Origin of the sequence: Klebsiella sp. GW_Kp182 (genome assembly GCF_040062275.1) — a bacterium.
GTDB lineage: Bacteria > Pseudomonadota > Gammaproteobacteria > Enterobacterales > Enterobacteriaceae > Klebsiella > Klebsiella michiganensis.
The window spans coordinates 1-14,608 of sequence record NZ_JBEAFQ010000010.1 but is presented as its reverse complement, the minus strand read 5'-3'; the positions used below and the strand labels follow the sequence as shown (position 1 = coordinate 14,608).

15 protein-coding genes are annotated in these 14,608 nt (G+C 56.0%); 4 read left to right on the top strand and 11 right to left on the bottom strand.

The features are described 5' to 3' along the window. The 11 genes from ABLU88_RS12010 to pmbA form a co-directional block, all read right to left on the bottom strand. A complete protein-coding gene (locus tag ABLU88_RS12010; protein WP_348836597.1) occupies nt 1-1,152 on the bottom strand; it encodes a lactonase family protein in 1,152 nt (383 codons plus the stop codon). A gap of 88 nt (nt 1,153-1,240) precedes the next feature. After that, nucleotides 1,241-1,981: a KDGP aldolase family protein gene (locus tag ABLU88_RS12005; protein WP_064405961.1), complete on the bottom strand. Its 741-nt coding sequence runs from the start codon at nt 1,979-1,981 to the stop codon at nt 1,241-1,243. After that, nucleotides 1,978-3,096, bottom strand: a complete 1,119-nt coding sequence (locus ABLU88_RS12000) for a DgaE family pyridoxal phosphate-dependent ammonia lyase (RefSeq protein WP_014227652.1) — start codon at nt 3,094-3,096, stop codon at nt 1,978-1,980. The genes ABLU88_RS12005 and ABLU88_RS12000 overlap by 4 nt, the downstream gene beginning before the upstream one ends. Beyond that, on the bottom strand, nt 3,080-4,213 hold the full coding sequence (locus ABLU88_RS11995) for an amidohydrolase/deacetylase family metallohydrolase (RefSeq protein ID WP_064375407.1): 1,134 nt from the start codon (nt 4,211-4,213) through the stop codon (nt 3,080-3,082). The genes ABLU88_RS12000 and ABLU88_RS11995 overlap by 17 nt, the downstream gene beginning before the upstream one ends. A gap of 44 nt (nt 4,214-4,257) precedes the next feature. Next, nucleotides 4,258-4,902, bottom strand: a complete 645-nt coding sequence (locus ABLU88_RS11990) for a DUF4310 family protein (RefSeq protein WP_004098076.1) — start codon at nt 4,900-4,902, stop codon at nt 4,258-4,260. Between the two features lie 12 nt (nt 4,903-4,914). Beyond that, nucleotides 4,915-5,691, bottom strand: a complete 777-nt coding sequence (locus tag ABLU88_RS11985; protein WP_004098075.1) for a DUF4311 domain-containing protein — start codon at nt 5,689-5,691, stop codon at nt 4,915-4,917. Nucleotides 5,692-5,712: 21 nt separating this feature from the next. Then, nucleotides 5,713-6,012 carry a DUF4312 family protein gene (locus ABLU88_RS11980; RefSeq protein WP_004098073.1) on the bottom strand — a complete coding sequence of 100 codons (300 nt, stop codon included), beginning with the start codon at nt 6,010-6,012 and terminating at the stop codon, nt 5,713-5,715. A 2-nt stretch (nt 6,013-6,014) separates the two neighbouring features. Next, a complete protein-coding gene (locus tag ABLU88_RS11975) occupies nt 6,015-6,377 on the bottom strand; it encodes an SFCGS family glycine-rich protein (protein WP_004098072.1) in 363 nt (120 codons plus the stop codon). An 11-nt stretch (nt 6,378-6,388) separates the two neighbouring features. Then, entirely contained in the window at nt 6,389-6,727 is a 339-nt protein-coding gene (locus ABLU88_RS11970) for a PRD domain-containing protein (RefSeq protein ID WP_004098070.1), read from the bottom strand. A 291-nt stretch (nt 6,728-7,018) separates the two neighbouring features. Then, nucleotides 7,019-7,405, bottom strand: coding sequence for a cytochrome b562 (gene cybC, locus ABLU88_RS11965; RefSeq protein WP_032695164.1), 387 nt, complete (start codon nt 7,403-7,405; stop codon nt 7,019-7,021). A gap of 36 nt (nt 7,406-7,441) precedes the next feature. Next, nucleotides 7,442-8,794 (bottom strand): metalloprotease PmbA, encoded by a 1,353-nt coding sequence (pmbA, locus tag ABLU88_RS11960; RefSeq protein ID WP_004098067.1) that lies wholly within the window; start codon nt 8,792-8,794, stop codon nt 7,442-7,444. Between the two features lie 94 nt (nt 8,795-8,888). On the opposite strand from pmbA, the gene yjgA reads away from it, so the two are divergent. The 4 genes from yjgA (at nt 8,889) to ABLU88_RS11940 (ending at nt 14,461) form a co-directional block, all read left to right on the top strand. Beyond that, entirely contained in the window at nt 8,889-9,440 is a 552-nt protein-coding gene (yjgA, locus tag ABLU88_RS11955) for a ribosome biogenesis factor YjgA (protein ID WP_004098062.1), read from the top strand. A gap of 637 nt (nt 9,441-10,077) precedes the next feature. Then, on the top strand, nt 10,078-11,589 hold the full coding sequence (locus ABLU88_RS11950; RefSeq protein ID WP_049079517.1) for a CoA-acylating methylmalonate-semialdehyde dehydrogenase: 1,512 nt from the start codon (nt 10,078-10,080) through the stop codon (nt 11,587-11,589). Between the two features lie 194 nt (nt 11,590-11,783). Then, entirely contained in the window at nt 11,784-12,926 is a 1,143-nt protein-coding gene (locus ABLU88_RS11945) for an iron-containing alcohol dehydrogenase (RefSeq protein ID WP_014837210.1), read from the top strand. A 326-nt stretch (nt 12,927-13,252) separates the two neighbouring features. After that, complete coding sequence (locus tag ABLU88_RS11940) at nt 13,253-14,461, top strand: aldose 1-epimerase family protein (protein ID WP_154904468.1); 1,209 nt, start codon at nt 13,253-13,255, stop codon at nt 14,459-14,461. Nucleotides 14,462-14,608 lie beyond the last annotated feature (147 nt).

Sequence of the window (14,608 nt, the reverse complement as noted above, 5' to 3'; positions counted from 1 at the left end):
TCAGGGTTGAGCGGATATCACCATCTGCGACGGGCTGCCAACCGGGGTGTAGTCCGGAGATAACGTCAGCCTGCCATCCTTCGGCGCGACGCGAAAGCGGGTGATGTTGTCGCTACGCTGGTTCATGACGTACAGCCACTGCCCCTGACTGTCCAGCGTCAGCGTGCGCGGATAGTCGCCGCGGGTCCAGATATCGTCCTGGTGGCTCAGGCTGCCGTCAGCCAGCACCGTAAAGTGGGCGATACTGTTATGCAGTCGGTTGGCGACGTACAGCTGCTTGCCGTCGCGGCTCAGGACCAGGCCGGCGGCAAAGCTGGTGCCCTTATACTCTGCAGGCAAAGCCGAGACCGTTTTCCCCTCGCGCAGCAGGCCGCTTTGCTTATCGAGATGATAAAAGGTGAGCGTCGACGCCTCTTCGTTAATCAACCATAGTCCGTCGCCCTGCGGCGTAAACACAAAGTGGCGCGGTCCGGCGCCGGGAGATGAGGCCGCGATAAACGGCGGATCGTTCGGCGTCAGCTTCCCTGTGGCGCTATCCAGCCGGTACTGATAGATCCGGTCCAGGCCGAGATCGGTGGAGTAAACGAATTTACCGCTGGGATCGGCGGCGATCATATGGGCGTGGGGGCCGTTATGATCGCTAATGGCAAAACTACCTTCGACGGCTGCCGCCGGGCGTTCCGCGCCTGCAGGTCCTTGATCCTGACGCACATCCACCGCCTCGCCCAGGTTACCATCTTCTTTCACCGGCAGCACGGCGATACTGCCGCTGACGTAGTTTGCCACCAGCAGATGACGTCCATCGGGGGTCAGGGAGAGATAAACCGGCCCGGCGCCGCCGGAAGCGACCTGATTCAGCTCGCTCAGTTCACCGTTGCTGCCGATGCGCCACGCCTGCACCACTCCCTTTTCCACTTCGCTGGCGCCGTACAGGGTTTTGCCATCCGCCGAGACGGTAAGCTGGGCCAGGTCAGGCAGCGTCCCGACCAGCGTTTTATCGCGCAGCGCCCCGGTCTGGCTATCAACGGTAAAGCGATACAGCCCTTCGCCATTGGGGTTGTAGGTGCCGACCCAGGCGTACTGGGTTTGCGCAGCGGCGCCGGCGGCGAGCAGAGAGAGTGAAGCAACAAGCAGGTGACGAGCGGTTGGCATGGTGACTCCTTGATGGTTCGGTGGCGGTTTCCCTTCGCCCTAACCCTCTCCCCGTTGGGGAGAGGGCCGGGGTGAGGGACAATCGGCGCTATTTTACTAACTGTTTGGTGATCGAAAGCAGCTGACGCACGTCCGCCGGGCGGGTGTGACCGCTGGCTTTATCAATAATCGAACTGTAGATATGCGGGATAATTTTACTCACCCCTGCGTCCAGCGCGATCTGCAGGATCTCGCCGTAGTTTTCCAGATCGATCCCGCCGGTGGGCTCCAGCCAGAAATCATGATGGGCGCAGGCCTCGGCCACCGCAATAAACTCGTCGCGATGCTTCAGCCCGCCCATCGGGAAATATTTAATCGAACTGCCGCCCATATCTTTCAGCAGCGCAATCGCCGTTTCCAGCGGTACGATGCCGTCCGGCGCGCCGCTGCTGAGCGGGCCGGTGGAGATCTTCACCATTCCCGGCGTACCGGTTGGCGACACCAGGCCGTTAACCACGGTTTCGTTCTGCCCCAGCAGCGCGCGGCTGGTCGCCACGCCGGTAAATACCTGGTTGACGTGCTGCGGCTGCACCTGACGCGAAATTACGCTGACCATCGCCGACTGGTTCGGGTCGCCCGCGCCCAGTCCCACGGAGAGCGCGTTATCAATCCGCTGCGCGTATTCACGCATATCGGCAACCGCGCTGGCGACGTCCGGGTAATTTTTGGAGAGCACGCCCACCAGTACATGACCTTCCGCCGCCTCATAAATCTCGCTGGCGTTCTCTTTGCTCCCCGCCAGCACGTTCAGGCAGACGCGGTCACGATAAAAATTAGGGGTCAGTTTCATGCGTTTTTCTCCTTGTTCAAAACTTCTGCGATGCGACGGGAGACAATCTCCAGCTGCTGCGCGTTCACGCTGCGGACATCGGCTTCAATAATGCCTTCATTTGCTTTATAGCCACGGAAGTAGATGGCGTATTCGCCCTGCTTCAGCGCATTGACCAGATCGCCGGTATCGACGCCGGTCACCGCTTCATCAAACTTGATCTCCGCCCGCGCGATATCGCGGCCGGCGCTGTCCCAGACCACGCGCGCGGTGACGCCATCGAGCGTATTGAGCTGCTGAATAAACGGCGTCATCTTCGCCACCATCTCTTCACCGCTCTCTTTGCGCGCCGTCAGATAGTGCTCAATCGCGCAGGTCAGGCCGAGGATCCCCTCTTTGCCCACCTTCATCGCCCGGCCAATGCCGTTCGACTGGCGTTTAACCCACTCAACGTATTGGGTTTTGCCAATCACCAGCCCACTGGTCGGCCCTTCGATCGCCTTCGCGCCGCTATAAATCACCAGATCCGCGCCGGCGCGATAGTAGGCCTGGAGGTCTTCCTCCGCCGCCGCGTCGACAATCAGCGGCAGATTATGGCTCTGCGCCACCGCTGCCGCCTGCGCCACGTTGAGCATGCTTTTCTGCACGCAGTGGTGGGATTTGATATACAGAATGGCCGCGGTGCGCGGGGTAATGGCCGCCGCCAGCTGCCCGGCGGAACATTCATTGGCGTAGCCCGCTTCCACCAGCCTGCCGCCGCCCAGCGCCACCATGGTGCCCACCGGCGCGCCAAAATTGACGTTATGACCCTTAGGCAGCACGATTTCGTTGTTTTCAATCGGCGTCACGTGCAGGTTTTCCAGCAGCCAGTCGCTGTCTTTTACCAGCACCGCCGCCACCGACTGGGCGATGCCCGCCGAGGCGCAGGAGACGACGGTCGCCCCTTCCACGTCCAGCAGCTTCGCAATATACGCGCCGGTTTTATTGACCAGATCTTTCATCTCGAAGTACTGGTTCATCCCCGCCATCGCGGCATCCACCACTTCCGGCCGCGGCGTGGAGACGCCGAGAATGGTCATACGACCGGAGGTATTAATCACCTGTTTTAAATCATATTTCTCAAAAATCGAAGGCATTTTCCGCGCTCCCTTGTTCGGTCAGATAGCCCTTGCCCGCGCGAACGGCGGCAAGCGGCAGCAGAATCTTGTCGGTCTGAAGGCTCTCTTTTTCCGCATCCACCAGCACCGTTGGCGTCTGCGCGAGGGTAAACAGCGTCAGGTCGGCGTCGTAACCCACTTCCAGCCGCCCTTTGTGGCTAAGACGCAGGCCTTCAGCGGCGTTGGCGGTCACGCAGTCAATGACCTGCGGCAGCGACATGCCAATGGCGAGGAATTTCGACATCACCAGCGCCAGCGATCGCACCGGGCCGTCGATACGGTTGCGGCAGTAAATATCGGAGCTGATGGTGTGCGGCAGAATGCCCATAGCAATCGCCCGCCGCGCCACCTCGAAGCTGAAGCTGGCGGTGCCGTGGCCGATATCAAGGCGCACGCCGCGCTGTAGCGCGCGGGAAATCGAGCTTTTCAGCTCGCCGGACGGCGTCAGGATACGATTGGGTTTACCGTTGTAGCAGTGGGTAATGATGTCGCCGGAGGTCAGCAGGTCGGCGATCTCATCCAGGTCGGGCGGATTGTTGCCGATATGCACCATCAGCGGCAGGCCGCCGTTTTCCTGCTGAATCGCCTTTGCGCGCGCCAGCGGCGTAATGCCGTTTTCCCCCACCACGCTGCTGCTCATCCGCGCCTTCAGGCCGACGATAAAGTTCGGGTAGCGATTGACCACCTGCTTCACCGCCTCTGCGTCGATATTCGCCATATTGGCCAGTTCATTCTGGGCAATCAGCCCGACGCGGGAGATGTTAAGCAGGGCGTAAACTTCGGTCGCGGCTTTGCGGGTCAGCTGGTAGAAATCATCCACGTCGTCCGCGCCGGTGCTGCCCGCGTCAATCACGGTGGTCACGCCGGTAGCAACCCCCACGCTGTCCGGCTCATCATGGTAAATCGGCGAGTTCGGATAGCAGTGAACGTGAGAGTCAATCCAGCCTGCGCTGACGTAATAGCGACCGTCCAGCTCAAGGGTTTTGCGCGCAGGCGCGCTAATCTCGCCAAGCGCCGCGATTTTACCGTCCCGGATGGCGATATCGGTCAGGGTATCGTCGACGAGGCGCGCACGGCGCAGGAGTAAATCAAACATGTCTCTCTCTCCTGTTAACGCGGGCGCCGAGGCGCCCGCAGGACTTAACTAATCGCCACCGGGAAGATTGACCCAAGAAGCATGGCGCCAAGGATCGCGCCGCCGGTGATAGGCTTCTGCCAGATGTAGAACAGCAGCGCGCCCGCCAGGGAACCGATGCCGATAGGAATAGAAGCGGTCATGGCGCTGAGGATAATCAACGGTCCGAGGAAACGGCCTGAGGCGTTACCGGCCCCCATCATGACGTCCGCACCGTAGGTGGAATCGCTCTGGTTGATGGTGAATTTACGCGCCAGGATGATGATGTAGCCAATCGCGAGGCCCAGCACCAGGCCGGTGACCAGCGAGGCGGCAAAGTTGGCGACCGGGAAAACAAAGCCCGCGCCGAGCAGCAGCGCCGGAACGCCTAAGCCGACGCCGGTCTGAATCGCCCCGCCGATATCCAGAATCCCCACCAGCGAGCCTTCGATAATACGCGCGAACAGGAAGCTGGCGCCGAACGCCGCTACCGCGCCGTAGGCTCCGGTATCAATTCCCGCTTTCAGCATCGCCACGAAGGCGACTTCGTTAAACGCGCCGATGCCGTAGAGGTAGTACATATGCGTCCCGGCAAAGACGCCGGCGGAGAGCAGGCCAACAAAGATCGGGAACGACCAGTCGGCATACCAAAAACCTTTATTTTGTTCCATGAGAGGCTCCTGTTATTTACCGCTGAGCGAGTTGTGGATCAGTTCCAGCCAGTTCGGCACGGTCAGATGGAAGGATTCAATCATCTTCATGTCGAAACCGCGGAAGAAGCCGCTCAGAACGAACAGCGCGACGATCGCCACCATCATCACCTTGGTGACGCGGTGCCAGCCGCTCTCTTCAACGCCTTTCCCGATCAGGATGCCCAGCACCAGGCCCGGAACGGCGTTGCCCATAATCAGCTGCGCCGCGCCGCCGAAAATCGTCGCCCAGAAGCCCGATTTTTTACCGGCATCAATCGCCGCCAGCCAGAAGATGACCGGCATCACCGTATTCACCAGCAGGTTTGCCGCCGGAACCAGCACTTTTACCGCCGTCACCTGCAGCGCTTCCGGTACAGAAGAGGCGGTGAGGTTGAGGAAAGCGACCACGATCATGCCGATAATGCCGCAGGCGATGGCCATCTTTTTCGGATCGTGCAGCGTCTCGCCGACGTTGCGGTTTTTAATCATCAGCGCTGCCGCCCCCCAGTTGGGGATAATGCGGTGGTCAACGTCCTGAGTGAAGGAGCCTGCCGCGACGGAAGAGGCCCAGGCGTTGAAGAAGAAGCCCAGGCCAAATGAGAAGTGGGAAGCCGGATCGCCTTCACATGAATTCAGCTCGCCCAAGGTACGAAACGCCCCCATCCCCTGCGTGGTGGGCGCATGAAACATGCGTGCCGCTCCGGCGCCTACGCCGACGCCAACCAGGCCGCCGATGATGAGCGATTTTATTAAAATTATCAGGAACATAGTCTGACCCTTTGGTGAAAATCAGGTTTGCGTGACGAAATCCACTTTATCGAGATTAATGGCGGTCACGGTGACGGTGACCTTCAGCTCCACGCTGTAGGTTCGTCGCTCACGGCGCAAAAAGAAGAATAAAAAGGCCTCTTTCCGTACCGCTTCACGCGCATGAACAACCTCCACGTCCTGTGGTTCAATACGCAGTAAGATGTGCGGCGACGTTTTCATCACCGCCGCCTGGACATGGTTCAGGGCATCGGCAAAAGCGCGCGTTTTGCTCTCGCCTTTGCCGGTTACGCTCACCGTGGTGGTGAATTGCTCTTTCATGCTCACGCGCCGTACTTCTTCTTCCAGGCCTCAACCAGGCGTTCACCCAGCTCTTCTTTATCCATAAAGCCGAAGCCCAGTACGTTGTAGCCTTCGTTGATCGCGGTGACGCCTTCATCAACGGAACGCATGCCATATTTCGCCTTGTAGCCGTGCTTATTCTGCGCGGTGATAGCCCCTGCGCCGCCGCTGCCGCAGAAAGAGATACCGAAGGTGGCGTTTTCCGCCTTCATCATGTCGCCCAGCTTCATATCCGCGGCAACGCCCGGCACGACCACGGCGCGAGCGCCGGCTTTTTCCGCACCTGCGGCAACTTTTTGTCCTTTACCCAGGCGATCGCCAATAACAACGGTGATTTGTTCCATTTGTGTGCTCCTTACAGGTTATCTTTCGCGACTTCGAAGTGGACGGACAGCAGCCAGGCTTCTTCATCTGGCAGATTGCCGAACTGCGCGACCACTTCGCGGGCCAGCATCATTGAATCTTCTGAGATCTCTTCGAACAGGCTGGCATCCACTTCCGGCAGCGGCTCGCCGCTGATTGACCGATGGGCCATCGCCCGAACGTGGGAAGTCAGCATTTGCTCCTGAACGTCGTTGGGGACGATGTTGCGGCGGCTTAATAGTGCGAAAACCTGCTGCAGCATCTTGTCGGCCAGCTGTTCGGTTAGCGTGGCCTGCTCCTCTGGGACGTGTGTTACCGCTCCGTTATTCACTTGAATTACCCCGTTGATGTCTCTGGGGATAACACTAATGCCGGGGGCAAAGAGTTTGTAGCGAGTTGTTTTCCACTTCGAAGTGGAAAGGAAGAAGGCAGGCGTGATCTATTTCACATAGTTATTGTGGATGTATTCGCCCCAACCAATTCTCGTGATGAACATCACAAGATCATCGGTGTCATGGTGGCGAAAACCGGCATGCAGGAAAAGCGAAAAATGTGACGGTGATGGAGTTTTGAATTAACAGAATGTGGGAGGCATCGGCTGACGCCTCCCCACAAAGAGAAATTAACGGTACTTCTTATGGTATGTATTGCGGGTGGTTTTAAACTCTTCCGCTGCGGCCTGGGCTTCTTTGACTTTGCCTTCATCAGCCAGCTTCAGCGCGCCGTCAATCTGGCCGATCAGCACATCGAAACCGTGACGATAGTCTTTCATTTCCGCGCTGTCCGCCGCTTTACCTTCCAGCTTCGGCGGCGTCTCTTTCTGAGCGTCAGCCGCCGCTGTGCGCATCTTATTCAGCGCCGCTTTCAGCTCGCCGGCATCTGAAGTTTTCTGCACCACTTGCAGGTTCTCAGCAAGGGTATCCATGTCTTCGCCCAGATCGGCGAAAGCCGATGCCGAACCAAGCGCAAAAGCCGATACGGCCAGCATCGCTAACAGTTTTTTACGCATTGCTCACTTCCTTTTTTATTATTAAGCACACAAGTGTTATTGCCCGGCGATCTTCATCTCCGGCAGCAGTACGGAACCGCACTGAATGTTGCTGCGCGTTTCGATATCGTCGCCGATGGTCACGATATTACGCCACATATCTTTCAGATTTCCTGCAATGGTTATCTCACTGACCGGATACTGAATTTCGCCGTTTTCTACCCAGAAGCCGGATGCGCCGCGTGAGTAGTCGCCGGTGACGCCGCTTACACCCTGCCCCATCAGTTCCGTGACGACAAGACCGGTCCCCATCTCTTTAAGCAACTTTGCAAAACTCAGGCCGCGGCCGTTAATACGCCAGTTATGAATACCGCCCGCGTGGCCAGTGCTCTTCAATCCCAGCTTGCGCGCCGAGTAGTTGGTCAACAGCCACTGGGTCAGTACGCCGTCTTTAATGATATCCCGGCGTTCCGTACGGACGCCTTCACTATCAAACGGCGTCGAAGCCAGACCTTTCAGCAGGTGCGGATGCTCTTCAATGGTCAGCCAGTCCGGCAGGATCTGGCTACCCAGCGCATCAAGCAGGAAGGTGGATTTACGGTAAACCGAACCGCCGGCGATCGCCCCGACCAGATGGCCAAACAGACCGGTAGCGACTTCGTTGGCAAAAATCACCGGCGCTTTCATCGTCGATAGCTTACGCGGGGCCAGGCGCGACAGGGTGCGGCGGGCGCACTCTTCGCCAACCCACTCCGGCGATTGCAGGTCGTCTATCGCCCGTCCGATGGTGTAAGCGTAATCGCGCTCCATATCGCCATTCTCTTCGGCAATCACGCAGCTGGAGAGCGAGTGGCGGGTAGAGCAGTAGCTCTGCAGCATGCCGTGGCTGTTGCCGAACACTTTAATGCCGTAGTGGCTGTTAAAGCTGCCGCCTTCGGTATTGCTGATGCGTTTATCGGCTTTTAGCGCCGCCTGTTCAGCGCGGGAGGCCAGCTCAATGGCTTCATCCGGGGAAACTTCCGCCGGATGGAACAGGTCAAGATCCGGGGCTTCAAAAGCCAGCAGTTCTTTATCCGCCACGCCCGCGCACGGGTCCGGCGAGGTATAGCGGGCGATATCCAGCGCCGCCTGCACCGTGCGGGCAATAGCCTGCGGGCTGAGATCGGTCGAAGACGCGCTGCCTTTGCGATTCTGGTGATAAACGGTGATGCCGAGAGCACCATCGCTGTTGAATTCTACGTTCTCCACTTCGCCGTAGCGGGTGCTCACGCCGATACCGGTAGTTTTACTGACGGAGACTTCCGCGCCGTCGGATTTGCCTGCCGCCAGTTCCAGCGCCGTGGTCACGGCCTCTTCCAGCGTCTTACGCTGTTGTGCAACTTGAGAGATGACTTTCATCGCTAATGCCATAATGTAAGAAGGAGTTAACTGAAGTCTAACAGAGAACCGTTTTTCAGTGCGCGCCTTAACTGGTAACATTAGTCTCTTTTTTAAGGAGCCTGAGATGACAAAGCAGCCCGAAGACTGGCTCGACGACGTCCCTGGTGATGACGTCGAAGATGAAGACGATGAAATTATCTGGGTCAGTAAAAGTGAAATTAAGCGTGACGCCGAAGAACTGAAGCGTCTTGGCGCGGAAATGGTCGAGCTGGGTAAAAACGCGCTCGATAAAATCCCGCTGGATACCGACCTGCGCGACGCGATTGAACTCGCCCAGCGTATCAAGAAAGAAGGCCGCCGCCGCCAGATGCAGCTGATTGGTAAAATGCTGCGCAGCCGCGACGTCGAGCCGATTCGTCAGGCGCTGGACAAGCTGAAGAACCGCCACAACCAGCAGGTTGCGCTGTTCCATAAGCTTGAGCAGATCCGCGATCGTCTGATTGATAATGGTGATGATGCCGTGGCTGAAGTGCTGAACCTGTGGCCAGATGCCGATCGTCAGCAGCTGCGTTCGCTGATCCGCAACGCCAAAAAAGAGAAAGAAGGCAACAAGCCGCCGAAGTCCGCGCGTCTTATCTTCCAGTACCTGCGCGAACTGGCCGAAAGCGAAGGCTAATTCTGTATGACTCCCCCGGATTACGGCTGTTGCCCGATCCGGGCGACCCACTCCCTCGAGCGCAATGCCATGGACAATGGTCAATTCGAATTTTCCCTGCATTTAAATCGGTTTTAATTTTTCATTTTCATTCGATTTCGCGCTTATATTTAACTTTTATTTCACAAGAAAGCCGTTCCATTGCAATCCGGCTGGCAATCTCCCCTCGCCATCAACGCCAATGCCATCAACACAACCTGTTAACTTTATTAAATAAAACAATATAACCCTGCCTTTAGGGCGCTGACTTCATCAGCAGTTTGCTTATCTTTGATCCACCTCTCAAAACGGTTTTGTTATTTCATACATTATAATAATGAAAAATAAATTTCATTAAAGTACAAGAACCGAAACGGTGCGTGCGCGTATTTTTGGCCAGTGAGTTCTGTTCATTAAAACCTGGCGTCTGCAGGCTTTCCTCAGCAGAAAGTCGACAAAATCATCCGCACCGCCGCAGGTGAATCGCCCAGCGGAGGCCATCGTCCGGCAAGAAGCAGGAATTCACTTTTCACGAAAGGGGCTAACCCGGCGGTCGGTTATTTGCCGCCGACCGGAGCCAGATTTTAGAGAGTCGACAGCTATCATCATGGAGAAAAATATGACTACTGTACCAAGGCTGAAATATTTCGTTGATGGTCAATGGCGCGTATCGCAGACCGAACGCTATATGGACGTCTATAACCCAAGTACCGGGGAAGTCATGGCTCAGGCCCCCTGCTGCACCGAGCAAGAAGTGCTGGATGCCGTTGCCGCGGCGCGCAAAGCCTTTCCGGCGTGGTCAGATACGCCGGCCATTAAACGCTCGCAAATTATGTTCCGCGTTCGCGAATTATTAATCCAGCATCAGGACCGCTTAACCGAGCTGGTGGCAAAAGAAAACGGTAAAGCCTGGGGCGACGCCCAGGGCGATGTATTAAAAGCGAAAGAAGGTACCGAGCTTGCCTGCTCGATTCCCACTCTCATGGCCGGTGAAAACCTGATGGACGCCTCTGCCGGGATCGACACCAACCTTTATCGTGAGCCAATTGGCGTGTTCGCCGGTATTGTGCCGTTTAACTTCCCGGCAATGATCCCGATGGGATGGATGGCGCCATTATGCGTCGCCTCCGGTAATACCATGGTGATTAAAGCGGCCAGTATGACGCCGATGACCTGTATGGAAATCACCAAACTCTATCAGGAAGCAGGAGTGCCGGATGGGGTGATTAACGTAGTGACCTGCTCACGCAATGAAGCCGATATCTTGCTGACCCACCCGGACGTCAACGGCGTCTCCTTCGTCGGCTCAACCTCCGTGGGTCTGCACGTTTACTCCAAAGCCGCCGCTCACGGCAAGCGCGTTCAGGCGCTGTGCGAAGCGAAAAACCATGCCCTGGTGCTGGCCGATGCGCCAATTAACCGTACCGCAGCGGGGATTATCAACGCCGCGTTTGGCTGCGCGGGCGAACGCTGCATGGCGCTGCCGGTTGTCGTGGTGCAGGAAGAGATCGCTGATAAGCTGATTGCCGCCGTCGCCGAGAAAGCCAAACAGCTGAAAATCGGCCCCGGCTATCTGCGCGATACCGATATGGGTCCGGTGATTTCTAAAGATCATAAGCAATCGGTCATCAACTGGATTAATAAAGGCATTGAGGAGGGGGCAAAGCTGGTGCTCGACGGTCGCGCTATTCAGGTGCCGGGCCAGGAAAATGGCTTCTACGTCGGGCCAACCATCCTGGATCGCGTAACCGAAGAGATGAGCGTCGGCACGCAGGAAATTTTCGGGCCGGTGCTGTGCTTTAAGCGGGTCAAAACCTTCGAAGAAGGTCTGCAACTTATGAACAATAACCCGTTTGCCAACGGCTCGGTTATTTTCACCCAAAGCGGCTACTACGCCCGCGAATTCCAGAAACGCACCCACGGCGGCATGGTCGGTATCAACGTCGGTATTCCGGTGCCGGTCGGCGTATTCCCGTTCTCAGGCCATAAGCAGTCCTTCTTCGGCGACCTGCACTGCCTGGGCAAAGACGGCGTCCGTTTCTACACCGAATCAAAATGCGTGACCTCGCGCTGGTTTGATGAAGAGGAAGCGAAACGCGAAAAAGTCGACTCCTGGGACGGTACGATTTAAACGCCGCTAATACCCCAAATAATTCAAGTTGCAGTCAACGCACCAGCCGCTCGAAGTATGACGGTCAACTCCCTCCAGATATTGCTTCGGCAATATCTGGAGCATTAATTCGATTTTTTTACTCTGCACGTGTCGCTGAATCGTAAATGACGAATGCACACTAAAAAAATCCTTAATATTAAATGGAGTTTCCTATGACCCAGGCCTTCTCAATTCCTCGCAGTATTATTTATGGCGAAAATGCTTTAGAACATCTTTCCACCCTGAGCGGCAAAAAAGCCGCGTTAGTCACTGGCGGAAGTTCCATGAAGCGTTTTGGCTTTCTGGATAAAGCCGTCAGCGAACTCAATAAAGCAGGTATGGAGTGCATTATTATCGATAATGTCGAACCCAATCCGTCCATTAAAACCGTCTGGCGCGGCGCAAAAGCGATGCAGGCTTTTGAACCGGACTGGATAGTGGCGATTGGCGGCGGCTCCGCGCTTGATGCCGCAAAAGTAATGTGGTGTTTCTACGAGCATCCGCAGCTGAAGTTCGAGGATATTCTCCCGGTCGGTTCCATGCCGGCGCTACGCAATAAAGCCCGATTTGTGGCGATCCCTTCCACCAGCGGCAGCGCCTCTGAGATCACCGCATTTTCGGTGATCACCGACACGGCAAATCATATCAAATACCCGATTGTTGCCGCCGATCTGGTACCGGATATCGCCATTCTCGACCCCACCATTCCGGCAAAAATGCCGCCGCACGTTACCGTTCATACCGGAATGGACGTTCTGACCCACGCCATTGAAGCCTATGTCTCCACCGCGGCCAACTCGTTTACTGACCCCTATGCGGTAGAAGCGATTCGGCTGGTGTTTACGTATCTGGAAATCGCCTGGCGCTCACCTGATGATTTAAATGCCCGCATGCATATGCACAATGCTTCTGCGCTGGCGGGAATCGCCTTCACCAACGCCTCGCTGGGGTTAGTTCATTCAATGGCGCATAAGATTGGCGGCGAGTTTGGTATAACCCACGGTCTGGCAAACGCGATTATGCTGCCTTATATCATTCAATATAATGCGAAGTTCACCAAAAAATATCGTCAGCTGGAAGCGGCGTTAGGCATCAAAAACCTGATTGAAGCGATCAACGCGCTGAATCAACGTCTGGGCGTGCCGAAAACGCTAAGCCAGTGCGGCGAAGTTGAAATCAATGAAATCACCTTTGTGAACGTCCTCGACAGAATGAGTCACCATGCCGTTGACGATCCCTGCACATTAACGAATCCTAACTATCCGTCCGTTCAGGATGTCAAAGGGCTCTATACCAAAGCGTTCTACGGCGCTTGATAACCTCCCCGCTGCGTTTTTTTAAACGATAAAGCCGCTTCAACCAGGGCCGCCTGGGCCACTAAAGCCCGGCGGCCCTGTCGTTTCTAAAAGCTTCATCATAGCCGTAGCCAGTAATAGCTGAATCGTTAAAGCTAAAATCATCTTGATTCACATTTTTTTAGCAACAACTTTTATAATTACTTAAAAAAAGCGATTTAAATCTCATTTAAAAATATAAAAACGGCCGTTTTCTCACCAGGTGAGACACTTCACATTTTCATAATCCACTTACAACTAAATTCCCTGCATCAGCAACACAATCGATTCAGCAAAAGGGTTAAAAAATGAAAAAAACATTAGCTTTAACAGCAATTGCCATGCTTGTTTCTGGGCCTGTAGTCGCGAAAACATGGGTGCTGACAAGCGCTGAAAGCGGTATGGATAAAGGAAACTGGCAGATAACCAGCGACCAGCTGAAGATAAAAGATCATAACTTCAGCATTGAGCAAAAAGTCCTTCACGGCGGGAAACAGGAAGGCAGCAAAATCCTCGTGATCCACAGCAAAGACGGCCTGACGATTACCCTGAGCCCGACTCGCGGCATGAATCTACTGAAAATCGAAGGTTTTGGTTCACGGATGGGCTGGGACTCACCGGTAAAAGAGGTGGTCAACCCGGCCTTTATTAACCTCGAAAGCCGCAACGGGCTGGGCTGGCTGGAAGGCTTCAATGAAATGATGGTGCGCTGCGGCTATGAATGGACCGGCCACCCGGTAACCGCAGACGGGCAGATTTATACCCTGCACGGCAAGGTCGGCAACACGCCGGCTTCGCAGGTGGAAGTGGAAGTCGCGGACACCGCGCCGTATGAAATTCGCGTTCGCGGGCTGGTGAAGGAGAGCACGTTTAAGAAAGCGGATCTGCAGACCATGACCGAGCTGCGCTATGTACCCGGCAGCAACAGCTTCAGCCTGCACGATGTCTTAACCAACCATGCTGACTATCCGCATGACTATCAGATTATCTATCACAGCAACTTTGGCAAGCCGATCCTCGAAGAGGGGGCCCGCTTTATGGCGCCGATCGCCAGCATCAGCCCGTTCAATGACTACGCCAAAGCCGGCTTAAAAACCTGGCAAACCTACGCCGGTCCAACCAAAGATTTCGATGAAATGGTGTTTAACATGCAGCCGCTGGCGGACGAAAATCATCAAACGCTGGCCGCCGTGGTCAACAAAGCCGGCGACAAAGGGGCATCGATTCAGTTTGATACCCGCCAGCTGCCGATGCTGACGCTGTGGAAAAACACCGATACCGAGAAACAGGGTTACGTGACCGGTATTGAGCCGGGTACCAGCTACGCCTATCCGGTAACCATCGAGCGCGAGCAAAAACGCGTTAAGCAGCTTCAGCCCGGGGCAAGCACCCAGTTTGATCTGACCTATACGCTGCTGCACAGCAGCGAGCAGGTTGCCGACGTGGAGAAGAAAATCGCGGCCATTCAGGGCGATACCAAAGTGGCGGAAAACGAAACGCCTATCGCGAAGGAGTAGCGTAAGCTTTGAACCCATCCCGGGTTGCGGCGTAACGCCTGACCCGGGCTACCGGCCCGCAGACGACGGTAAACCCGTAGCCCGGCTAAGCACAGCGCGAGCCGGGAAAAAAGCGGAGATGACATTGCGCGCTGCTTCCCGGAGGCG